We start from the raw sequence: 21394 nt of genomic DNA, 5'->3' as shown, positions 1-21394 counted from the left end.
GGAGCCTGTCTCTGGCAGTATTCAATTCTCATCCATTTCGCTATCGAGTTCATCGTCGACGAAGGTAACGGCTTCGAAAAAGTCAATCATCGGGTCCATCATGAAACCTAATGTGGACAGTTCCGCATCGTAAGCTTCAAGCAGGAAAAGCAGTCCGTGCGAACGCGCGGCAGTCCTCACATGTCCTACAGCGGGCATAACCGCAGAGCCATCGTCTTCTGACGGCACTTCCATCGCTATGACCGCAGTCAACTGAAGAATCTGGCCAACCGAATCCGATTGGTATTCGCTGCTTTGAATAGGCGTTGCTGACTCATAGCCCGGCATCGCCAATTCCGCCAAGCTCTTTTCAGGGTCGTCGTCCAACACCATCAGGTGAGCTGTGCCCATTGCGTGTCCGTCTTCAGGTGAATACCAAAGCGTATGTTCGGCTTCTGCTACCTGGTTGTTCGCCACATCCAAGGCCATTTGCTGATAGACCTGCCGCAGATCAGGGTCTTCCGGGATGGCTAATTCCGCAAGGTCTTGCGCCCATTGCTCCGCGGTGTCCCAACTATCTTCGGGAAACGAGCGGGGTACTGGAATCCATAATTCCAGGTCCGGTTCAATCTCATATGTCGTCATTGCATTGGCACCCACTTGAAAGTTCCCAGTATTGACAAGCCTAGCGACCTTAATCCTTCGGCAAATTCATCGCCATTCTCCGCATCAACGTGGAGGTATGAATAAAGCATCCACAGTCCGGCTTTTGGATCCGGATCGATGCTCCCATCGGGCAGAGGACGTGGAACAACCAAATTCAAGCCATTGTTCTTGAGGTCTGGCGCATCGACGGAACGCTCCGTAGAAGACCATAGATACCAGTCTGCTCCGTCAGCATCCTCGATTTCGATCTGGTTGCTGCCTGCGGCCTTTCGCACAGCATCCAGCAAAGTACCGGTGGAGCCCACCTTAAGCGGGGTCATGATCACGGAAGCAGGCATTGCCCCCGTGGCGAGTTTCTCGACCGGCATTGCGAAGCCTAGTGATCCACGGCGGCGCAAGTACTCAAACATCTGGTGCATTTGCTTTCGAAACATCAATACCAGGTCTGCGCGCCCAAGGGCTTTAGGCTCGGCCGTCACCAGCTTTGTCAATGCCTGTTCGTGTTCCACACTGGTATTGAATTCACGCCAGCCCGCCGGATACAGCAGGCTGTATCCAATGCCCCGGGGACGCGACATCGATGTTGATTCTGTTGCGCTCATCGTTTCTCCCGCAATAACAAAATATGGCTCGGGTGTTCACTTTACGGATTGCCCTCCGCTGAAGCTACTTCTCGCGAGTCAGGTCCCAGATGCCAGGAGGCGCGGTTACCACGACGCTTCCGCGATCTTCCCATTTCCCATGCTTCACAATCTTTTCCGCCCAGATCTTGGCCTGGGGGCCCATGTCGTCTGGGTGCTTCAGAATGTACTCAGCCATCGCCCGGTGCTTTGTTGCACCGCCCTCCGAGACATACTTCACGTACGTCTTCCAGTCGCCTTTGAACTCTTTTTTGAATCCATCCATGTATCCCTTGGTCTTCCCGGATACAGTCTGTTGGTACTTGTTCTCGATCTTGCGGTTACTGCGCCGGATCTTTGACTTTGTATAACGGTTCCCGCGAATTGTCGTTTTCTTCGGGCGCTTGGTCGCCTTTTTGATGGAGGACCTGACAATGCCTCGCCCAGTACTGGAACGCGTCTTGGTGAAGGCCTTGAAAATGCTCCGCGGCCCAGCCTTGGCTCCCAACTTGATCCCATTTGGGAAGGCCTTGCTGAAACCGGATATGGCCTTTCCGGCAAGGCGTCCGAAGGGGATGATTCCGACGACCGCAATTAGCAGGCTGGTCCAATCCCCGTCGCCTTGGACCATTTTGATGACTTCGATGGCCAGCACGGCTACCGCTGCGATCACCGCTATAGCCGAAGCAATCGGTCCCCACACCGGAGAGGTAATGAATAACGCTGCGATGCCCACGCCTACGGCAACCCAGCCGAGGATCGTACCTAGCGTGGAGAGGAATTTATCATCGTTGTCCGCTGCTTTGAAGGCATCCTCGATTTCGCCCACAGCCTCGTCGTAGGCATCTTCCCAATACGAAACACGCCCATCGAATTTGCCCCAAAGTTTGCGCAATTCGTCTTCGGCTTCTTCGCGAGCGTTTGTGGCGTTCGTCAGGTCGCTCTTGGCTTCCGCTTTTTCCTCGTCGGTGCCTTCGCTGAAGCCAAGGAACCCGTCAGCATCGTCCACCGCTCCCTCGGCAGTGTCTTCCTCGTTTTTCTTGGTTTGCACGGTTTGATGTGCATCCTCGATATCCGTGATCAGCCCGCTGAGCGTCGTGTATGAATCCACTCCGCCCTCAGCGGTGCACATCTGGAGCGCACCTTGGACGCGGTCCAATGCATACGAATACTTCTTCAGGGCCTGGCCGGTTCCGTCGTATCTGATGGCCGCCTTGCGCAATTCGGGAAACACGTCTCCGGCATTCTCGCGCAGCTTGACGATGGCGTCAGACTTCAGATCCGATGTTCCATTGCTGATGTCTTCCAGCCTGTTCGCAGTGCGTTCCATCTCTTCGCCCGAAGTGATCAAGTCGTTGGCGCTCCGGAGCAGGTCGTCGGGACTACCAGCGATGAGCTGCAGGGGTGTGCCCTTTGGCGATTCCAAGGTCATATCGTCAACTCTCTGTCTACTAGGCTTCTTTAGGAGCGTCGGAGGCGCGTGAATTCAAGAAAGCCTTTTTAGTTTCCACGTCCCACTCTTCGAATCCGTCCTTGATGTCCTTCAAGCCGGTATGCACTCCGTCAAGATTCTTGATGAGGTCACCTCGGGTGTTGTTCCAGTTGTCCTCGAAATCCTTGACTCTGTCTTTCAGATCGCCCTTGCCCATGGGGTCTCCAACGGAATCGGCCATTCCCTTGGCAAAGTCAGAAGCATTCTCGAAATCTTTAATGCTATTGCCCAGCTCAGTGACGATTTCTTCCAGACGAGCCAAATAGATTTCTTCGGCCATGGTTCAAACGACTCCTTAGGTATCCTGCGAAAAGGCTGCAGGTCAGTTCAGTGTTCAATGATCACTCGGTGCAAGAAAAATGTGGCCGCCCGCAACATTCAAAGGCGGCCACATTAGCCCGAAAGAAAATGGGCCTACTGTCCGGCCATTCCGCGGTCGGTGTCCTGGATCTGCGACATCATGTCGCGCAGCGCCGTCGCCATGTCGTTGATGCCCTCGAAGGCCTTCTTCAGGCCCTGGTCCAATTCCTTGTAGCCCTCGCCGAACTGGCCCGAAGCATGCTCAGTGGTGAAATCCTCGCCCAGCAGCTTGTCAATGCCGGAGTGCAGCTGATCCAGAATGCCATCCAGGTCATCGCGGCCGGTATCCAGCTTCGACGCCATGGCTTCCATTTCACCGTAATTGGCCTTGAAATCAGTCATAACTATTCTCCTCAAGAATTCAGCAAGCCCGTTGTTCGGACCGCAATGGCAGGTAACGGAATCTACGCTAATGTGGCAAATGGCTTTAATACAATGGGGAGAAGTCCCCGTGGCGGACCAATATCCCATTGAAGTAGAAAGATCCTATGGACGTCGTCGCAGCAACCCTCGCCAAATCCCGCATACTCGGAATGCGGCCGGCCGATGCTCGCTTGCGCATCTGGTCCTACCTGATTGACTACGCCGTGGCGTTGGCCGCGTTGCTGCCTGCAGGCATCGGCTTGGTGATCTTCCGTGTCAGCGGCGCCTTCTCAACGGTCCCCATGGCACTGAGCGCAGTCAGCGCCCTGCTCATGCTGATTTATGCAATAGTGCTGATCTCGATGAACAGCCGCAAGGGCAGCTCCCCAGGCAAATCAGCCATGCGCCTGCGCTCGGCGCACTTGGGCACGTTCCAGGCCCCTGGTTTCGCCCGCGTCCTGGCCGCGGCCTTGGTCTTCCTGCTCAGCCATCTGCTCCCGGTCATCGGCCCGGCACTGCTGCTGCTCTCCTGCCTGTTCGACAAGGAACACGGCCGCAGCTGGCTGGACAAGATCGCCCAAACCTTCGTGGTGGACGTCCGCAATGGGCTGGACCCCACCAATCCTCGGGCGCTGGCCCGGGCAGAGTATCTGCTCGCCCGGCCCGAACGCGATGTCTCCGAGCATCTGCCATCGCTGGGCACGGTGGATGGCGGCGCCGAGCTGGACGAGCTTTCGCTGCCCTCCCGTCCACGGTCCACTGCGGGCATCATCGGCGCGCAGAACAGCGATTGGCATGCGGCGCCGGAGAATTTCGGCGGAGTCATCCGGCGCGCGGCCTTCGCATTTGATGACGGCTCATATATCCCGGTGCCCGAATCCGGGCTCATCGGCCGGGCTCCGCAAGCCCAGGGCAGTGCCGGCAACGAGCTGCTGATCGCGTTGAAGGATCCCCAGCGCCTGCTGTCCAAAACCCATCTGGCCTTCGGCTGCGACGGGATGAGCGTGTGGGTCATGGATCTGGACTCCGGCAACGGAACCCAGATCACCGTGGCTTCCGGCGCCCCCTATAACATCTCGTCCCGGACCCGGGTGAACCTCAACGACGGCGACATCGTCCACGTTGGCAGCCGATCCTTCCGCATCACTTTCCAGGAGACCGACCAGTGAAAATCAAGGCCACGCTCAGGCGCCAGGACCACAGCACCGTCGATATCGTGATGACCTGCGACGCCACCGCCACGGTGGGCGACGCGGCGCGGGCCCTGGCTGGCGAACAGTCCCCGGAGCGCCCCACCTTGCTGGCAACGGCCGCCGGCACCGCGCCGGTGCAGCTGGACCCGCAGACCCTGCTGGCCGAGGCCGAGCTCGGCTCCGGATTCGCCATCGAGGTCGTGCCGACCACCGATGCCTTCGTCTCGGGCGGTTCGGCCGCCGCGGTGCTGCGCATCGCCAACGGGCCGGATGCGGGCATGGCGTTTGCGCTGCCCGCGGGCACCTCAACGGTGGGGCGCTCGGAAAAATCCACCGTGGTGCTCAACGACCGGCTGGTCTCCACCCGGCATGCCCGCATCGAGGTGGGAAGCAAGATCGAGCTCGTGGATCTGAACTCCGCCAATGGCATCCTGGTCGATGGCGGGCTGGTGCAGCGGGTGGCCGTGATCCCCGGGCAGCTCATTACCCTCGGCGCCACCGATGTGTACTTCGAGCTGCTGCCCCGGCATACCACCGGGCAGTCCCCGGTGCACGAAAAGGGCGGCTCGATCATCTTCAACCGCTCCCCCCGCGTGGAAATCCGCCATCCGGGCCAGGAGCTGCCCCGCCCCGCGATTCCGCAGGAAGCCAGTCCCAAGCTCTTCCCCTGGCCGATGATCTTCGCGCCGATGATCATGGGCCTGACCATCTTCTCGCTGACCCAGCGCGTGCTGTCGCTGATCGTGGTCCTGATTTCCCCGCTGATGATGCTGGGCAACCTGATCGGCCAGCGCACCCAGAACAACAACAAGCTGCGGCTGGAGATCGAGACCTTCGAGCGGCAATTCGAGCAGCTCGAAGATGCCCTGCTGGACGGGGAGGAAGCCGAGCGGGCGCACCGGCGCAGCGAGGCCCCGGCCACCGCCACGGTGTTCGAGCAGGCCGAGTCGCTCGGCCCGCTGCTGTGGACCCGGCGCCCCGAGCATTGGAATTACCTCTCCCTGAGACTGGGCTCCGGCTCCGCGCGCAGCCGCACCACCGTCGCCGAGCTCTCCGACCGGTCCGGGCTGCAGGATTATGTGGAACGCGTGGAGCAGCTCACCGAGAAATACCGGATGATCGACGATGTCCCGATCATCGAGCTGCTGCCCGCCGCCGGGGCCATCGGCATCGCCGGGCCGCGCATCGAGGCCGCCGATGCCCTGCGCGCCCTGGCCGTGCAGCTCTTCGGCCTGCATGCGCCCAATGACCTGTGCACCGCGGCGATCATCGACCCGGCCTGGACCGAGGACCTGGAATGGTTCAAGTGGCTGCCGCACACCACCGGCCCGCGCTCCCCGCTGGCCAATATCGCGATGGCCGACACCCAGCCCTCGGGCACGGTGCTGCTCAACGCCCTCGAAGAGCTGATCGCCCGGCGCAACGACCCCTCCTCCTACCGCCTGGGCCCGCTGGCCACCAATGATTCCTCGATGGAAATGGGCAAGGAGGTCGGCGAGCAGAATTCCAAGGTTCCGCCAGCCAAGGACCTCTCGCTGGTGCTCTTTGTCAGCAATGACGCCCCGGTGGACCGCGCCCGGCTCTCGCAGATTATCGAGCGCGGCCCGGCCGTGGGCATCTACACGATTTTTGTGGCCCCCACCGTCGAATCCCTGCCCGCGGCCTGCCGCACATTCCTCGATGTCACCGATGGATTGGACGCTGCACGGGTCGGGTGGGTCCGGGCCGGCGAGGAAGCGGGACGGGTCACCGTGGAAGGAGTCTCGCGCGAGCATGCCGAGCACTTCGCCCGCCGGCTGGCTCCGGTCGTGGACTCCAGCTCGCTGATCCCCGACTCCTCGGATATCCCCGACTCGGTGTCCCTGCTGCGGGTTCTGGGCACCGAGCTGGCCGAGTCCCCCGAGGCGGTGCTCGAGCGCTGGAAGCAGAACAACTCGGTGATCGACCGCGACGCCGCCGGTTCCCGGCCGCGGCTCAAGCGCGCCGGAACGCTGCGCGCCTACATCGGCCAGGGCACCCCGGATGCGATGAGCCTGGATCTGCGGACCCAGGGGCCGCACGCCCTGGTGGGCGGAACCACCGGCTCGGGCAAGTCCGAGTTCCTGCAGGCCTGGGTGCTGGCCATGGCCGCCGAGTACAGCCCGGACCGGGTCACCTTCCTGTTCGTGGACTACAAGGGCGGTTCGGCCTTCGCCGACTGCGTGGAGCTGCCGCACTGCGTCGGGCTGGTCACCGACCTCTCCCCGCACCTGGTCCGCCGCGCACTGATGAGCCTGCGCGCCGAGCTGCACCACCGCGAGAAGCTCTTCCACCGCAAGAAGGCCAAGGACCTTCTGGAACTGGAAAAGCGCCAGGACCCGGAAACCCCGCCGGCCCTGGTGCTGGTGGTGGACGAGTTCGCCGCCCTGGCCGGCGAGGTGCCCGAGTTCGTGGACGGCGTAGTGGACATCGCCCAGCGCGGCCGTTCCCTGGGCATCCACCTGATCCTGGCCACCCAGCGCCCGGCTGGTGTCATCAAGGACAACCTGCGCGCCAACACCAACCTGCGCGTGGCCCTGCGCATGGCCGACGCCGCGGACTCCAACGACGTGGTGGAAGACCCGATCGCCGCGGGCTTCGACCCCTCGCTGCCCGGACGCGGCATCGCCAAGACCGGTCCCGGCCGGCTGGTTCCCTTCCAGTCCGGCTATGCCGGCGGCTGGACCACCGATGAGCCCGAAACCGCCGAGGTGCGAGTGGAGGACCTGCGCTTTGGTGGTGCCCGCGTCTGGGAGCAGCCCGAATCCGCAAGCGAGCATATCGAGGAGAATAGCGGGCCGAACGACCAGAAGCGCCTGGTCTCCAGCTTCATCGCCGCCTCCCATGGCGCCGGCATTCCGGCCCCGCGTCGGCCATGGCTCGATGACCTGGCGGCCACCGTGGACCTGCGCGAGCTGGCCCCGGATTCGGACAGCAAGATCCCGCTGGCCCTGGCCGACATCCCCGAGCACCAGGCCCAGCAGACCGCCTGGTTCGAACCGGATACCGACGGCCACCTGCTGATCTACGGCACCTCCGGCGCCGGCAAGTCCGCGGCCCTGCGCAGCATCGCGCTCGCGGCCGGCGCCAACCCTTCGGCCGGCACCGCCGCGGTGTACGCCCTGGAATTCGGCACCAGCTCGTTGCGCTCGCTGGATCCGCTGCCACAGGTCGGCGCGGTGATCGGCGGCGATGACGTGGAGCGCATCCAGCGCGTCTTCCGCATCCTCTCCGAGCACCTCGATGAGCGCTCGGCCCGCTATGCGGCTGCGAACGCCGCGAACTTGAGCGAATACCGCCAGGTCACCGGCAACATTTCCGAGCCGCGCATCTTCCTGCTGATCGACGGCTTCGGCCAGTTCCGCAGCGACTGGGAACTGGGACACGGCCGCGGCGAGTTCTACCAGGTGTTCATGCGGATCGTGGGCGAAGGCCGCCCGCTGGGCGTACACGTGGTCACCACCGCAGACCGCTTCGGCGCGGTCCCCACCGCGATCAGCGCGAACATCACCCAGCGCGTGGTGCTGCGCATGGCCGACGAGCAGGCCTACAACGTGCTGGGGGTGGCCAAGGATGTGCTCAGCGAACGCAGCGTCCCGGGACGCGCCATCGTCAAGGGCCACGAGGCGCAGATCGCCGTGCTCGGCGGCACCGCCAACGTGGCCGAGCAAACGGCTTTGACCACCAGCTGGGCGCAGGAGCTGCGCGCTTCCGGGGCCCCGCAGGCCGCCGGCGTCGAAGCCCTGCCCCAGGAGTTCTCCGCCGAACTGCTTCCGGACTCGTTCCAGGGGCAACCGGTCATCGGCCTCTCGGATGCGACACTGGGCCCGTGCGGTTTCGAGCCGATCGGATCCTTTGTCATCGCCGGCCCTCCGCAGAGCGGCAAGACCACCGCGCTGCGCGCCATGGTCACCGCCCTGGAGCGGGCCAACCCGGCCACCCAGTTCTTCCACATCGGCGGGCGGCGCGCCGAGCTGCGCACCTGGCGGATGTGGAACGGCACGGCTTCGGGCCCGGCGGAAGCCCGCCAGTTCGCCAAGGACATGGTGGACATGGTCGCCGATGAGTCCATGCCCGGCAAGATGGTCTTTGTGATCGAGAACTTCAGCGAGTTCGGCGACTCGGATGCCGAGCGTCCGCTCAAGGAGCTGCTCAAGGCCATCAACCGCTCCGACCATTTCCTGGTGGCCGACGGCGACATCAACCAGTTCTCCTCCAGCTTCGGCTTGCTCGGCGAACTGAAGTCCAGCCGGCACGGCATCGCGCTCAAGCCCGACGCCTACGACGGGGACTCGCTGTTCAAGGTGCCCTTCCCGCGGGTCAAGCGCCACGAGTTCCCGCCGGGCCGAGGCTTCATGGTCCAAAACGGCCAGCGGACGCTGGTCCATCTGCCGCTCGTGGAGCAGTAGGCCAGCGGCCTGGGCGCAAAGAAAGGTGGATTCGCAACCATGCGAATCCACCTTTTCTTTTGGCAAATGCCCCTTATGCGGCTTGGACCAAGGCTTCGCGCAGTTCGCGCGCTGCGAAAGCAGGATCCGCGGCACTGTAAATGGCTCCGCCAGCTACCGCCACCTGTGCCCCGGCCTTCTGGACATCGCCAATCGTCTTGATGCTGACCCCGCCAGCCACAGAGAATGGGACTTCGGCAACGATTCCGGCGTTGAGCAGGCCGTTAAGGTCGTAGCCAGGCTGCGCCTGCTCATCGAGCCCAGCGTGGAACTCCACGAATTGCGCCCCCAGGGCAATGACTTCCCTGGCCCGCTTGGCCTTGTCCGGGATGCCGATCAGGTCGACAACAATTCCCTTGTTGCGTTCCTTCGCTGCTTTCACCGCACCTGCCACGGTGGAGTCATCGGCACTGCCCAGCACGGAGACCAAGTCGGCTCCGGCAGCGAAGGCAATGTCCGCTTCCAGCTCGCCGGCGTCCATGGTCTTCATATCGGCAAAGACGATCTTGTCCGGGTGGGCGCTCTTGATCGCGGCGATCGCCGAGAGGCCCTCGGCCTTGATCAGCGGCGTCCCCAGCTCGATGATATCGACGTAGGGTGCAACCTTGGCAGCCAGCTCCAAGGCGTCCTGCGTGGTCAGCAAGTCGATGGCAACTTGAATTTTCATGGTGGTGCCTTTCAATCGGTTTTAGGTCAAAAATTTTGGGTTCTGAAGCAGTAGTGGATGACTATTCGAGATTTGCGTGCCGCAACCAGAGTTCTTCTGAAGATGCCTCGACAGTGTCCCACAGGCTGTGGAACAAAGACTCGGTCACTAGGAATAGAGCCTGCTCAAACAGACTTCCGGAGTACTGAGCTGACACTGCCGAACCATGATCGGTCTTGCGCGCTGCGGGTACTTCAATCACCGCGTTGGCCAACAGTGCCAAAGGTGACAGCGAGTCAGTAGTTACCGCTGCGATAGTTGCGCCTAGCTGCGCCGCGCTCTGCGCATTGCGTACTACCCCTGCAGTAGTTCCCGAACCGGAAGCCACCAGCAAGATGTCAGATGCCGTGATAGCTGGCCTGGTGGTATCGCCCACCACGTGCACACTCATTCCTAGATGCATCAACCGCATTGCTGCCATGCTTAGTGCTAATCCGCTACGTCCAGCACCGGTGACAAAGACACGTTGCCCTGTGCGAACCAGCCGTGCAACCTCCGCCACTTGAGCCTGATCTACCGCTTCTAGGACCTCGGTGATCTCACGTTGAATCAACTCTTGTGCGGCTAAGATATTTGCTTCGCTAATCTGCCGCCGTGAAGTGGTTTGCGTAGTGTTCATGGCGCTCCCCTCGATTATCTGACTCGGGTATCGCTTAAAAACCCGACTGCTTCTATTCCATCTTCGCCAAAACTAGGGGTGGGCAATACTCCATTTTTTGACGGTCTTTGCCTACCCATACGGGTAGGGGGTTTCGGATTGCTTGACCTACACTCGAAGCTATGGCCCCATCTTCTAAAGCCGATTCCGGCGAACAGATCGCCCCGGAACGAGTCTGGACGCTACTAGATTCCATCGCCCAGCTATCGAGCGCGCCGCTACTGGAAATTGCGGAACGTCTACACGCCGCATTACTTCCGTCGCTACGTTGTTCCGCGCTGCTGATTTTCACCGAGGAATGTACAGGAAGGCCGCAAAAGAAGTCGGGTCCCGAAGCCATCACCTCACGGGTGACCATCGATGAATTAGATCAGATACGCAGCTCAAACCGACAGCAGAATCGGTGGCAAGATCGGTTCATAATTGGCGGTGAGCAGCGCGAAATTCTTGCTTTACGGTATCCACCGAGCAATGCCATCCTGGTACTCATTAATCCAGTCCTGACGCCAGATTTGGTCGATCCCGGTAATGACCGTGATCTGCTCGGCTACCTTTGGAATCTAACGGCAGCTCGAATCCGCGAGAAAGTTGCCGACGCTTCCCCCTCCTACCTTCGTGAATCTCGAGCCATGTCTACCGAACGCACTCGGGTCACTACCGAATTGGTGGACCAGTATTCAACCAGTTTGGAATTGATGTTGGCGACCCTTCGCAGCACTGCGATCACTGATGCGTTGGCACGAGACAAAACTACCGATTTGGCGGCCAAAACCCTGGTTGGATTGCGCTCACTTGATGACCGCGTTAATGGTTTGGTCGAGGAACCAGTAGGCAGTGCTTTCACCCGTTTGCGCGAGGACTTACGTCCGTTGAGCGAATCGGGCGGCGTTGAATTGCAGTTTGTTGAGCCACCGGCCAATGGCAGGGCTCTGCCTGGCGAAGTCGCGCACGCGGCACGCTCAATTATGCGCGGGTTAGCGCTAGAGATGATGGAGCAAAAACAGATCACCAGGATCCGCGCCCAGTGGGACTGCGATGGTGAAAACTTACTGATTAACGTGCGTGATGACGGACGCGGTGCCTTAGACCACGCGTCCGCCACCCTTGCGCGACTCAACCGTCAGGTGCAAGCCCTCGCAGGAAAGATGCAACTGGAAGCCATCCCCGATTGGGGCACCGATGTATCAATCGCGCTCCCGCTCGATGCTCCTGAGCAAACGCCAGCCGATCTGGCACAGTGGAAGCTAGCTGCCCGAGAATTCGAGGTTCTGCAACTATTGGCTGCAGGTCAATCGAACCGCGCGATTGCGACAAGCTTGGGTATCAGTGAGAACACGGTGAAGTTCCATACGCGCAATGTGTTCAAGAAACTAGGAGTGCGCTCCCGCGTTGAGGCCGCCACCCTAGCGCACAACGCGGGCATCGTGGTTTCACCCTAGCTCGCACTGGGATTTAGCGTTCGGTACTGAGCCTCAAAATAAATCAGTGGCGCTTGAGAACCGGTTTGCTCACTGTGGATCTCGTGGACCTGACCGATGACAATCACGTGGTCTCCCGCGTCGTGCTCAGCCCAGATACTGCAGTCGAGCCAACCAAGCGTTCCCTGAATCACCGGATTGTTTTGGGTCGTAGCTTTCCATGGAACATTCGCGAATTTATCATGGCCACTGCGCGCAAATTGATTGGCCACCCACTTCTGCTCCTCGGACAAGATATTCACTGAGAACTTGCCGGTGTCACGAATTTTTGGATAGCTACTAGAACTCTTCATTACGCTGAAGGAAATTAGTGGTGGGTCAATGGAAACGCTATAAAAGGACTGACAGGTAAAACCGATGGGGCCGCTTGCGTCCAGGGAACTAATCACCGTAATGCCGGACGCGTATCGACCGAGCGCCCTACGAAAACCTATCTCATCAAAATTTGATGTCGCGCTCATTCATTGGCACCGTTGGGTCGAGGATCGAGCCCATATTGCGCTGGAGCTCCCAAGTGCTCTCTGAGAGTGGAACCCTCATAATCATGGTGATACAGGCCGCGATCTTGGAGTAACGGAACTACCTCGTCAACAAAGGTATCGATGCCGTCTTCATGAACATCAATGTTGATCCAGAAACCGTCGCAAGCACCAGCCTCAAACCATTCCTGCATGTGATCAGCAGTCACCGAGGCCGGACCCACCGGGGTTGGATGATAGTCGATGACGCCGTGAGCAAGAATGTCCCTGATGGTCCAACCCTCGCGGGCAACCTCCAAAGCTTTCTGTGAACGCGGATCAAATCCGCTAGCCTGCGCGACGGCGAGCTGTCCTGGACGCAGTGGTTCGTCAATTTGGCTCACGTCCAGTTCCAGCCCCAGCATGCTACCCAGATAAGGAACGCGTGAGGGTGTGGTGAGATCGCCGAGCGCTACACGCCGATCCAAGGCGGCACGCTTAGTTGGGCCGATCGCCGGTTGCACCCCGGCAAAGAACTTAATCTCATCTGGGTTGCGCCCCGCTCTGGCTGCCGCATCTCGATAAGCATTGCGCTGCCGACGAGCATCGTCGATCGTGTACGTGGCACCTATGACAGCGTGAGCGTAAAGCCCTGCGAGTTTAATTCCGTTCTGCCCGCCACCGGCAGAGAAAACAACCGGTTGGCCTTGTTCCGAAGGCGGGATAGCCAGGGGTCCGCGGGAAGCTACCTGCTTCCCCCGCATATTGATTGGCTGGATCTTCGATGCATCTGCAAAGCGACCGGTGACGGTGTCCTTGATCCAGGCATCTTGACCCCAGCTGCCCCAAAGACCTTGAACAATTTGAATGGTTTCGTGGGCACGTTCATAGCGTTGCGGACGTGGTGCCACATTTTGGCCAAAGTTGGCGGCGGACACGGGGTCGCTGGTGGTGACAGCATTCCACCCAGCGCGGCCGTGGCTCATCACGTCCAGCGTCTTGTAAAGGCGAGCCAGATTATAGGGCTCATTAAAGGTTGTCGACCCGGTGGCGACCAGCCCGATCCGCTGGGTCTCGCGGGCAATCGCAGCTAGCGTCAACATAGGTTCTAAGGTGATCGCCGGCGCATCGCGTTCCACATCTGTCTGCAGTCCTAGGAAGTCCGGAAGAAAGAGAAAAGCGAACTTCCCGCGTTCGGCGGCCTGGGCATAACGAACATGAGCGTCAAAGCTGATGTAGTTATTCGGATCCACACCGGGCGCCCGCCAAGCGGTGCCCTGTGTTCCGTATCCGTTACTCAGTGTCATGCCCAAAAGCATCTGTGGCTTAGTCATTGTGTTTCCTGCTCCGGGCTCGTTCAGACCCTGTGAATTTCAGTTCCGTTGCGGCCCGGCCACCAAACGCCCGAGCAGCAACGCGAAACTTTGTGTGGTTACTTGATGTTTGAGGCGGGGAATGCGTGACGCCGAGCCACGACGACCACAACAAATACCGGTACGATCAGCACCAGAGTGACCCATGGTAGGGCGGAGGGTCCGCCGCCAGATAGCGCGATTCCGCCGAGTACACCACCGGCGGCAATCCCAAGATTCCATCCGGTAACCAGGACGGCTTGCGCCGTATCCACGGCACTACTCGCTGCGTTGGTCAGTGCCGTTTGCTGAATGCTGCCCGATCCGCCAAAAGCGATGCCCCACGCTGCGACGGCTACAAACACCAGTACCGGGGTTTGCGACAGGGTTGCCAGCACCAGCATGCTCAAGGCAAAGAGCAACACACTGCCGATCATCAGTCGACGAAGGTGACGATCGATCATTAGCCCGGTGACCCACAGCCCGACCAACGCGGCAAGTCCAAAAACCAGCAGAGCCATGCCGACACTACTGGACATACCTAGTGGTGCCAGGAATGCAGCCACGTAGGTGTAGATCAAAATGTGGGCGGTAATGTAGAGAACCGAAGTGATGATGATCGGAGCCATCCCAGGCAAGGCAAAAGTTTTGAGCGCAGAAGTGCGCAGAGCCTTTTCTTGGCCCGGGAAGTTCGGAACGATCGCTAACACCCAGGCGAGCACGGCCGCGCTGAGTACCGCCATCAGCACAAAAGTCAGTCGCCAGCCGATGGCATTTGCGCAGCTCACTCCGGCCGGTGTGCCTAGGGCCAAGGCAATTGGTGTTCCAGCCATGGCGATGGTGACGCCGCGACCACGCTGTTGGGGAGTTACAAGCCGGCCAGCATAGGCCGCCAAGCTACCCCACAAGACTCCGGCACTGATGCCGGTGAGGAAGCGTACTACCAAAGTGAATACGTAAAACGGTGAGACTGCCACCAGCAAGCTGGTGATCACAAAGCCCGATAGTGCCAGGACTAGCAGCCGCTTGCGTGGCCAGCCCATGGTGGCACTAATAATGGGAATGGCTCCGGCGATCGAACCGATAGCGTATACGGTGATTGTTTGCCCGGCAGCAGCTTCGCTTACGCCAAGGTCCGCGCTGAGAGTTGGCAGGATTCCTGCTGGTAGCGTTTCAAGCATTGCGGTAAGGAAACCGGCGCCTGCTAGCGCGAGCAAGCTTCCTAGCGGTAGCTTCGACTTGTCTTGCGTCGCAGTTAGATTGGTCAATGAAGAATTCATAGACCAATCTTCCAACCTTCACACTTATGAGAAGGTCAAGCGATTTTTGCCAACTGTGACCCGCTTAACTGGCGAGGATTTCCGTGCTGTCCATGGCTTGAACATAACGAGTGATGGAATCTCGGTTTTGGGTCAGGATCTCAATTTGTTTAGTCATACGATCGCGCTCCCTTAGAAGCACTTCGCGTAACCCTGGGTCGGGATCAACAACAACAATTTCCCGTTGCCTATCCAGACAAGGCAGGATGTCGCTGATAATGCGAGTGGGAATACCCGCTTCAATGAGGCCGCGGATCTTTTCCACGCGTTCAACATGAGGTTCCCCGTAATACCGATAACCATTATCTTGCCTGCTTGGGGTTAACAGACCTTGCTCTTCGTAGTACCGGAGCATCCGCGTAGGCACACCTGATCGTTCTGACAGTTCTCCGATGCGCACAGCTCCCCCTTTTCCAAAGTTCGAACCTTAACACTACTGGAAAGGTTCACCATAGCGCCACTTGTCATCTCGATCCTCCCACTCGATACATCTGACTCTCGTTGCGCAGTATTCCCCACGAAAAATGCTGGCAGTCACGCTTTGTGCGTGATTACCAGCATTTTGTTGTTGACCTAATTAGAATTCGAAGTCGCCGAAGTCCCCGCCGGATCCACCGAGGAAGTCACCAAAACCACTCTCGCCAGCTGCGGAGATCTGATCTCCGACGCCTGAGACACTATCGCCAAACCCGTCGGCGATCGAACCGAATTCTTCACCGATGCCGGAGAATCCTTCAAGTAGTGGACCGGCAATTGCGGTGCCAATGAATGCACCGGCTACACCGCCGAGAAGGCCGACCCCCAAACCACCGGCGCCAGCTGCTAAACCACCAGCCATCCGGTTTCGGCCCGAGCCTGAACCGGATCTCAGAATCTTCTCCATGAACCCCGGACGGGAAACCTCAGCGCGGGTTGCAGCCCGGGCCAGGTCCTGAGGCTGATCGCTGACCGGGCGCTCGGTTGCCGGTAGCTGCTCGAAGAGCTCAGCTTGCAGTAGTGCGCGCTGTGCTGGAGTTAAACGCGAGAACGCTTCCGCGTGAGCTCGTTCCATATCCTGCGGTGGAGCGGTGCGTAGCATGTACTTGTATTTCTCTATCGCCGCTTGGTCCTCACGCGAGACCCTAGCGTTCGAATAGTTCTGGTTCGAATAGTTCTGGGTAGAGTTGTTCTGGTTTCCGTAGCCACTGCGCCGTTGCCCATTAGAGGGGCGCTGGTTCAGTTGCTCACGAACGTACTCGCCGGCCATCGCTTTGCCCTTGCGGATCAGCTTGTTGAACATGGACACGACTATCACTCCTCGAATTGATCGTAACGGCACAGTGCGCACCGGTGTCTACCTAATTCAACGAGGCGCACCCACTCTAAGTTCCTTAGCTGCTGATGTTTTGCGATTCACGCTGCGGGGAAAAGACCCCAGCACCATGACGCCAACGGTAATACCCCAAGCAAGCGAAGGTGAATGGAATGCCAAACCACAAGGCCGGACGTTGCACCGGGTCAAAGGCGACACCGACTAATGAAGCCGTCAACAGCGCCAAAGCAATGATTGGCAGGATCGGGAATAGCGGTGCCCGGTAAGGCAGGGAATCCGTGCTTCCATGCACCGCGACATAGTGGCGTCGGAAGGAGAGATGAGACGCACAAATAACGATCCACACTGCCACCACAGCAAAACCGGCAACAGAGACCAGTGCCAGGAACAGTGTTTCCGCTGCGATGAAGCTGGAGAACAGCGAGACCAAACCGCCAAGCATCGACAAGCACAAGGCCAGCATCGGAATGCCTCGGCTATTGGTCTTGGACAGTACCCTCGGGGCCTGGCCAGCCACACCCATGGAGTGCAGCATTCGAGCACAGGAATACAGTCCAGAATTACCAGCCGATAGCAGCGCGGTAATGATCACGAAGTTCATCAGATCCGCACCGGCCGGTAAGCCAGCGGCGTCCAGAACGGTGACGAACGGGCTCTCATCTGCTCCGGCTTCAGCGAACGGAATAATCGCAGCAATCACCACGATGGCGCCAATGAAGAACACGGTCAGGCGAACCACCGCGGTACGAATGGCCCGAGGAATACTCAGTTCTGGGTTCTTAGCCTCACCGGCAGCAACACCGATCAGCTCGGTGCCACTAAATGCGTAAAACACCGAAAGGATGGTGACCAGAACACCGGTAATCCCGGTCGGGAACAGACCATCTTCAGTTCTAAAGTTGGACAGCCCGATAACCCCGGCATCACTGGCAGGATTGATGCCAAAGATGGTGGCGGCACCGACAATAATCACCAACAACACCGCGGCCACCTTGATCAGCGCAAACCAGAATTCGGTTTCACCAAAGACCCGCGAGGAAATCGCGTTCAGGACGAAAAGTAGCGCTGCAAATATCAGTGAGAACACCCAGACCGATACCGACGGGAACCATCGTTGCATCAGTAGTCCGGCTGCCGTGAACTCGCTAGCAAGCGCCACTGCCCAGCACAACCAGTACAGCCACGCCGTCGCAAAACCCCATGCAGGACCCAGATCACGAATGGCATGAGCGTGGAAACCGCCGGCCACCGAGTGTTTGGCGGAGAGTTCGCCCAATCCGCTCATCACCATGTAGGCCACTAGGGCGCCTACGGCGTAGGCCAAGACAGCGCCCAACGGTCCCGCCTGAGAAATCGTGTAACCAGAAGAAACGAACAGGCCTGAACCGATCACACCGCCTAGGGCAATCATTACCAGGTGGCGGGAAGTCATGGTCCGACGCAATCCGGACTCGGCTATTTCGGTCTCTTCGACGCGGTTGCTACTGCTCGTCATTTGACTCCTTGGGGAAAACAATGCGCTTCAGAATATCGGGAAAAGTACCCGGGTTCAGGAGCACGTGTCATGTACGGTCACACGGCGTTATTCTGGGTCATGTGCAAGGACCCGGTGTACCCTCTAGAAGTGCATACCACCACTAGCCCCAGCAATTTCCGTGACGCTCTACGCGCTATAGACTCCACTGCGATCATTCTTGATGGCGGGCTCGGAACCCACCTCGCTGATCGCGGTAACGACGTCACCGGCGAGCTATGGTCTGCACAAATCCTCATGGACCGCCCCGATGAGGTTCGCGCCGCGCACCAAGACTTTTTCGCCGCCGGGGCGCAGGTTGCGACCACCTGTTCCTACCAAGTCAGCTTTGATGGCCTCTCCCGCGTCGGCTCCGCAGACCAGATGGAACAGATGTTGCGCACCAGCGTGCGTCTTGCTCGGGAAGCTGCCAGTGCAGATGCCACGGCTCAAACCCCTGCCCGCTGGGTAGCGGCATCGGTTGGCCCTTACGGTGCGGGACCGGGTGCTGGCACCGAATACGATGGTGCCTACGATTTGGATTCAACCGAGCTCGTTGCTTGGCACCGCGAGCGCGTGCAGATCTTGGCGGACGCCGGCGCAGACCTGATCATTTTTGAAACCGTACCTAGCCTGACCGAAGTTCAGGCGCTGACCGTCTTGGCTCAGGAACTAGAGCTTCCCGCCCTACTGAGCGTCAACGTTCGTCTTGGCGAAGACGGCCAACAGGTTGTACTTGGTGATGGCACAGATTTGCGGGATGTTGCACGTTTTGTTCAGACTTCCGGCGTTTGGGCTGGGGTTGGCGTGAATTGCTGCCCGGTATCAGTGGCCGTGGCCGCTCTGAAAATCTTGGGCGAAGAAACTGACATGCCGCTGTCTGCGTACCCGAACAGTGGTGAGATCTGGGATCGCGAAGCTCGGGCCTGGATCCCAGGCAACGCCGGTAATGACCTTCCTGGTGCCGTTCCTGAACTAATCGCTGCCGGCGCGCGCCTGATCGGTGGTTGCTGCCAGGTTAGCCCGGAGCAGATCTCACGAGTGCGGCAGGAAGCAGTACGTAGCTAAAGTTCAGCGAGCCGTTCGAGGGCGGCCCGGCTTAGGCTGTCGGCTTCGGTCGTATAAAACTCAATCCGGTAGTCGGGGAACGCTGGTTGGCTGAGCACCTGATAGGTCAGCTCGATCGTTCCTACCTGCCAGTGATTTACCGTGCGTTGCCCATAGGTGCATTCTCGCACTTTAGCGCTGGCCCAAAACTCTGCGAATTCACTGCTTCGCATCATCAGTTCACCAATGAGCTCAGCTAATTCTCGGTCTTCGGGATATCTGCCACTGAGCATCCGCAAAAAGGCTACGTGGGTTCCCGCGTAGTGTTCCCAATCTGATCCTTGGGCACGAGTGGCTGGGTCAAGAAATAACATCCGCGTGGTTGAAGGGCGCGACCCCGGATCAAGTGGTGCGTCAAAATCCAAGTGACTGCCAAGCAGTCGGTGACCGAGCGGATTCCACGCCAGAATGTCGTTGCGACGTCCCAATAACAATGCGGGAACCTGAGGCATCGCGGCGAGTAGATCCAGCATCCCCGTCGGCGCACTTTCGGCTTTAGGCCGACGTAACTTGGCTGTGGGACGGGCACGGTTCAAATCCAACAGGTGCGCATGCTCATCCTCGTTGAGCATCAAGACTCTAGCCAGAGCGTCCATGACCTGCTCTGAAGCGTTGGTACTGGTCCCCTGCTCCAGACGTGTGTAGTACGCAACGCTCACACCAGCCAGATGAGCAATTTCTTCTCGACGCAATCCCGCCACTCGGCGCCCTGAGCGCACAGAAATACCGTGTGCTGCCGGAGAAACAGCGGATCGTCGATGTTGGAGAAAAGTGCCAAGTTCATTCATGTGCGCCACGCGGCCATTCTAGCTCTCGCCTCTGGTATCCAACCAAGGTCAGGGTAACCCTGCTAGTACTACGAAGAACACGTGTCTGGTTGGCCAACAACAAAGCGAACAGTATGGAAATCAGATACTTAATTTTGAAAGGGCTCGTCTTCTCATGCCTTTGGCTTTGCTCGCTCTAGCTCTTGGCTCCTTTGCCATCGGCACCACCGAATTTTTGACCAATGGGTTGCTCTCCTCGCTAGCAGACGAATTTGGCATCTCAGTGCCTCAAGCCGGTGTGGTGACCACCGCCTACGCCTTCGGTCAGATGTGTGGACCGATACTCGCACTGGCGCTACTTCGCCTGCCAACAAAACGCGTCCTGCTGATTTTGATGGCCATCTTCACAGTAGGCAATCTGCTCGCCTCGCTGAGCCCAAACTTCGGCTTCCTGCTTGGCAGTCGCTTTGCCACTGCCTGGTCGCATACGGCATTTTTTGGTGTCGCCTCGGTGGCAGCAAGTGGTTTGGTTCCTGCAAAAAAGCAGGCGCGAGCCATCGGACTGGTCTTCACCGGCCTGACCTTGGCCATGCTCCTAGGCATGCCGTTGGGAACACTCATCGGTCAGAACTTCGGTTGGCGTGCGGCATTCTTAGTGGTCACGGCCATCGCCCTGATCAGCTTTGTTGGTTTGATGATATTGCTAGCGGACGAGCACAATTTCCAACCAGCCAATTATCGCCAGAGCTTGCGTCCCTTTGATAATCCTCGCCTGTGGGTCGCATTGAGTGCTACGGCGGTGGGGTTCGGCGGGCTGTTCGCTTCATTCACCTTCATAGAGCCGATGCTGACCAAGGTTTCTGGATTTGATCAGGGACAGGTCATCTGGCTGCTGGGTATCTACGGTACCGGACTGGTGGTGGGCAATACGCTCTCTGGTAAAGCCGCTGACCGTGCCTTGGTACGCACCACGCTGGTTCTGCTGCTGATGCTCACGGCGGTACTGGTGGTCCTGGCCTTCGGTGCATCCTCCAAGGCTATTGTGATTCCGGCGTTGTTCTTACTTGGCGCCTGCGGGTTCGGACTGCTCACCCCGTTGCAGACCTTCGTATTGCGCTTTGCTGGGCCAAGTTCCCCGTTGGTTGGCACAGCAAATACTGCCGCGTTGGGAGCGGGAATTATGATGGGGTCGCTTCTTGGCGGCTGGGTCTTGGATACCACCGGCAGCTTCACCGCCGTGAATCTTGGCGCTGCAGGGATGACCGTCATCGGTGTAGTGGTCTATCTGGTGGCAGCGACACAATCCAAAGCACCGAAGACCGAATCGGATGCCGCCAAAAGCGCCAACTTCTCTCAGGCTAGGGGTCATTGCTTTAAAAGACGGTCTGTCCAAAGAGTCGAGCGGCGGTTTCTAAATCCGGGTCCCTGAAGCTGATTGTCCGTGAGGCGAAAACATCAACCTCCGACGGAATAGCGCAAGAAAGGTCAAGGGGACGATCAACCGTGGCTCGCTTCCATAGGGCAAAGTTCGTGCCGGAGCCATGTCGCGGACCAAATACGACGCCTAAAGGAAAGCTCCCATCGA

Annotated in this window: 19 protein-coding genes; 5 read left to right on the top strand and 14 right to left on the bottom strand. The window is 59.2% G+C overall.

Annotated elements, in window-relative coordinates:
- Positions 1 to 21: 21 nt before the first annotated feature.
- From AC6CHO_RS16355 to AC6CHO_RS16335, 5 genes are all read right to left on the bottom strand, one after another.
- Positions 22 to 639 carry a hypothetical protein gene (locus AC6CHO_RS16355; RefSeq protein WP_498216522.1) on the bottom strand — a complete coding sequence of 206 codons (618 nt, stop codon included), beginning with the start codon at positions 637 to 639 and terminating at the stop codon, positions 22 to 24.
- Positions 621 to 1247 carry a hypothetical protein gene (locus AC6CHO_RS16350; RefSeq protein WP_498216520.1) on the bottom strand — a complete coding sequence of 209 codons (627 nt, stop codon included), beginning with the start codon at positions 1245 to 1247 and terminating at the stop codon, positions 621 to 623. Before AC6CHO_RS16350 ends, AC6CHO_RS16355 begins: the two co-directional genes overlap by 19 nt.
- Positions 1248 to 1311: 64 nt before the next feature.
- Positions 1312 to 2697, bottom strand: coding sequence for a hypothetical protein (locus AC6CHO_RS16345; RefSeq protein WP_498216519.1), 1386 nt, complete (start codon positions 2695 to 2697; stop codon positions 1312 to 1314).
- 19 nt (positions 2698 to 2716) lie between these two features.
- Positions 2717 to 3037, bottom strand: coding sequence for a hypothetical protein (locus tag AC6CHO_RS16340; RefSeq protein ID WP_060702707.1), 321 nt, complete (start codon positions 3035 to 3037; stop codon positions 2717 to 2719).
- 134 nt (positions 3038 to 3171) lie between these two features.
- On the bottom strand, positions 3172 to 3459 hold the full coding sequence (locus AC6CHO_RS16335) for a WXG100 family type VII secretion target (RefSeq protein WP_060702708.1): 288 nt from the start codon (positions 3457 to 3459) through the stop codon (positions 3172 to 3174).
- Positions 3460 to 3605: 146 nt separating this feature from the next.
- On the opposite strand from AC6CHO_RS16335, the gene AC6CHO_RS16330 reads away from it, so the two are divergent.
- Positions 3606 to 4649: an RDD family protein gene (locus AC6CHO_RS16330; RefSeq protein WP_498216517.1), complete on the top strand. Its 1044-nt coding sequence runs from the start codon at positions 3606 to 3608 to the stop codon at positions 4647 to 4649.
- Positions 4646 to 9100: a type VII secretion EssC family protein gene (locus AC6CHO_RS16325; protein ID WP_498216516.1), complete on the top strand. Its 4455-nt coding sequence runs from the start codon at positions 4646 to 4648 to the stop codon at positions 9098 to 9100. Before AC6CHO_RS16330 ends, AC6CHO_RS16325 begins: the two co-directional genes overlap by 4 nt.
- A gap of 73 nt (positions 9101 to 9173) precedes the next feature.
- Here the strand turns inward: AC6CHO_RS16325 and hxlA are convergent, their stop codons facing one another.
- Both hxlA and hxlB read right to left on the bottom strand, forming a co-directional pair.
- Positions 9174 to 9806 (bottom strand): 3-hexulose-6-phosphate synthase, encoded by a 633-nt coding sequence (gene hxlA, locus AC6CHO_RS16320; protein ID WP_060702711.1) that lies wholly within the window; start codon positions 9804 to 9806, stop codon positions 9174 to 9176.
- Between the two features lie 61 nt (positions 9807 to 9867).
- Positions 9868 to 10464 (bottom strand): 6-phospho-3-hexuloisomerase, encoded by a 597-nt coding sequence (hxlB, locus tag AC6CHO_RS16315; protein ID WP_498216515.1) that lies wholly within the window; start codon positions 10462 to 10464, stop codon positions 9868 to 9870.
- A 161-nt stretch (positions 10465 to 10625) separates the two neighbouring features.
- On the opposite strand from hxlB, the gene AC6CHO_RS16310 reads away from it, so the two are divergent.
- Complete coding sequence (locus tag AC6CHO_RS16310) at positions 10626 to 11942, top strand: helix-turn-helix transcriptional regulator (protein ID WP_498216513.1); 1317 nt, start codon at positions 10626 to 10628, stop codon at positions 11940 to 11942.
- Here the strand turns inward: AC6CHO_RS16310 and AC6CHO_RS16305 are convergent.
- The 6 genes from AC6CHO_RS16305 to AC6CHO_RS16280 form a co-directional block, all read right to left on the bottom strand.
- Complete coding sequence (locus tag AC6CHO_RS16305) at positions 11939 to 12442, bottom strand: flavin reductase family protein (RefSeq protein WP_498216512.1); 504 nt, start codon at positions 12440 to 12442, stop codon at positions 11939 to 11941. The genes AC6CHO_RS16310 and AC6CHO_RS16305 overlap by 4 nt on opposite strands.
- The gene (locus AC6CHO_RS16300; RefSeq protein ID WP_498216510.1) at positions 12439 to 13773 is read right to left on the bottom strand and encodes an NtaA/DmoA family FMN-dependent monooxygenase; all 1335 of its coding nucleotides are present in this window, start codon (positions 13771 to 13773) and stop codon (positions 12439 to 12441) included. The genes AC6CHO_RS16305 and AC6CHO_RS16300 overlap by 4 nt, the downstream gene beginning before the upstream one ends.
- Before the next feature lie 98 nt (positions 13774 to 13871).
- The gene (locus AC6CHO_RS16295) at positions 13872 to 15071 is read right to left on the bottom strand and encodes an MFS transporter (RefSeq protein ID WP_498216508.1); all 1200 of its coding nucleotides are present in this window, start codon (positions 15069 to 15071) and stop codon (positions 13872 to 13874) included.
- Positions 15072 to 15135: 64 nt separating this feature from the next.
- Positions 15136 to 15510 carry a MerR family transcriptional regulator gene (locus AC6CHO_RS16290; protein ID WP_498216507.1) on the bottom strand — a complete coding sequence of 125 codons (375 nt, stop codon included), beginning with the start codon at positions 15508 to 15510 and terminating at the stop codon, positions 15136 to 15138.
- Between the two features lie 177 nt (positions 15511 to 15687).
- Positions 15688 to 16389: a hypothetical protein gene (locus AC6CHO_RS16285; protein ID WP_498216564.1), complete on the bottom strand. Its 702-nt coding sequence runs from the start codon at positions 16387 to 16389 to the stop codon at positions 15688 to 15690.
- Positions 16390 to 16480: 91 nt separating this feature from the next.
- Positions 16481 to 17917: an amino acid permease gene (locus AC6CHO_RS16280; protein ID WP_498216505.1), complete on the bottom strand. Its 1437-nt coding sequence runs from the start codon at positions 17915 to 17917 to the stop codon at positions 16481 to 16483.
- 129 nt (positions 17918 to 18046) lie between these two features.
- On the opposite strand from AC6CHO_RS16280, the gene mmuM reads away from it, so the two are divergent.
- Complete coding sequence (gene mmuM / locus AC6CHO_RS16275; protein ID WP_498216504.1) at positions 18047 to 19003, top strand: homocysteine S-methyltransferase; 957 nt, start codon at positions 18047 to 18049, stop codon at positions 19001 to 19003.
- On the opposite strand, the gene AC6CHO_RS16270 is transcribed toward mmuM, so the two are convergent.
- Positions 19000 to 19830 carry a helix-turn-helix transcriptional regulator gene (locus tag AC6CHO_RS16270; RefSeq protein WP_498216563.1) on the bottom strand — a complete coding sequence of 277 codons (831 nt, stop codon included), beginning with the start codon at positions 19828 to 19830 and terminating at the stop codon, positions 19000 to 19002. The genes mmuM and AC6CHO_RS16270 overlap by 4 nt on opposite strands.
- A 154-nt stretch (positions 19831 to 19984) precedes the next feature.
- Here AC6CHO_RS16270 and AC6CHO_RS16265 point away from each other — a divergent pair, with 154 nt between their 5' ends.
- Complete coding sequence (locus AC6CHO_RS16265; RefSeq protein ID WP_498216502.1) at positions 19985 to 21238, top strand: MFS transporter; 1254 nt, start codon at positions 19985 to 19987, stop codon at positions 21236 to 21238.
- Positions 21239 to 21394: the final 156 nt, after the last annotated feature.

It is taken from the genome of Glutamicibacter sp. GQ173 (genome assembly GCF_059759215.1).
The sequence above is the reverse complement of the archived record's forward strand: the minus strand, read 5'-3'. Positions and strand labels throughout refer to the sequence as shown.

Excerpts from the sequence above, each read along its gene's own strand:
- AC6CHO_RS16285 (WP_498216564.1), bottom strand. The coding sequence starts at position 16,389 with ATGTTCAACAAGCTGATCCGCAAGGGCAAAGCGATGGCCGGCGAGTAC.
- hxlA (WP_060702711.1), bottom strand. The coding sequence starts at position 9,806 with ATGAAAATTCAAGTTGCCATCGACTTGCTGACCACGCAGGACGCCTTG.
- AC6CHO_RS16300 (WP_498216510.1), bottom strand. The coding sequence starts at position 13,773 with ATGACTAAGCCACAGATGCTTTTGGGCATGACACTGAGTAACGGATAC.
- AC6CHO_RS16345 (WP_498216519.1), bottom strand. The coding sequence starts at position 2,697 with ATGACCTTGGAATCGCCAAAGGGCACACCCCTGCAGCTCATCGCTGGT.
- AC6CHO_RS16270 (WP_498216563.1), bottom strand. The coding sequence starts at position 19,830 with ATGAATGAACTTGGCACTTTTCTCCAACATCGACGATCCGCTGTTTCT.
- AC6CHO_RS16335 (WP_060702708.1), bottom strand. The coding sequence starts at position 3,459 with ATGACTGATTTCAAGGCCAATTACGGTGAAATGGAAGCCATGGCGTCG.
- AC6CHO_RS16330 (WP_498216517.1), top strand. The coding sequence starts at position 3,606 with ATGGACGTCGTCGCAGCAACCCTCGCCAAATCCCGCATACTCGGAATG.
- hxlB (WP_498216515.1), bottom strand. The coding sequence starts at position 10,464 with ATGAACACTACGCAAACCACTTCACGGCGGCAGATTAGCGAAGCAAAT.
- AC6CHO_RS16350 (WP_498216520.1), bottom strand. The coding sequence starts at position 1,247 with ATGAGCGCAACAGAATCAACATCGATGTCGCGTCCCCGGGGCATTGGA.
- AC6CHO_RS16295 (WP_498216508.1), bottom strand. The coding sequence starts at position 15,071 with ATGAATTCTTCATTGACCAATCTAACTGCGACGCAAGACAAGTCGAAG.
- AC6CHO_RS16310 (WP_498216513.1), top strand. The coding sequence starts at position 10,626 with ATGGCCCCATCTTCTAAAGCCGATTCCGGCGAACAGATCGCCCCGGAA.
- AC6CHO_RS16340 (WP_060702707.1), bottom strand. The coding sequence starts at position 3,037 with ATGGCCGAAGAAATCTATTTGGCTCGTCTGGAAGAAATCGTCACTGAG.
- AC6CHO_RS16305 (WP_498216512.1), bottom strand. The coding sequence starts at position 12,442 with ATGAGCGCGACATCAAATTTTGATGAGATAGGTTTTCGTAGGGCGCTC.
- AC6CHO_RS16280 (WP_498216505.1), bottom strand. The coding sequence starts at position 17,917 with ATGACGAGCAGTAGCAACCGCGTCGAAGAGACCGAAATAGCCGAGTCC.
- AC6CHO_RS16265 (WP_498216502.1), top strand. The coding sequence starts at position 19,985 with ATGCCTTTGGCTTTGCTCGCTCTAGCTCTTGGCTCCTTTGCCATCGGC.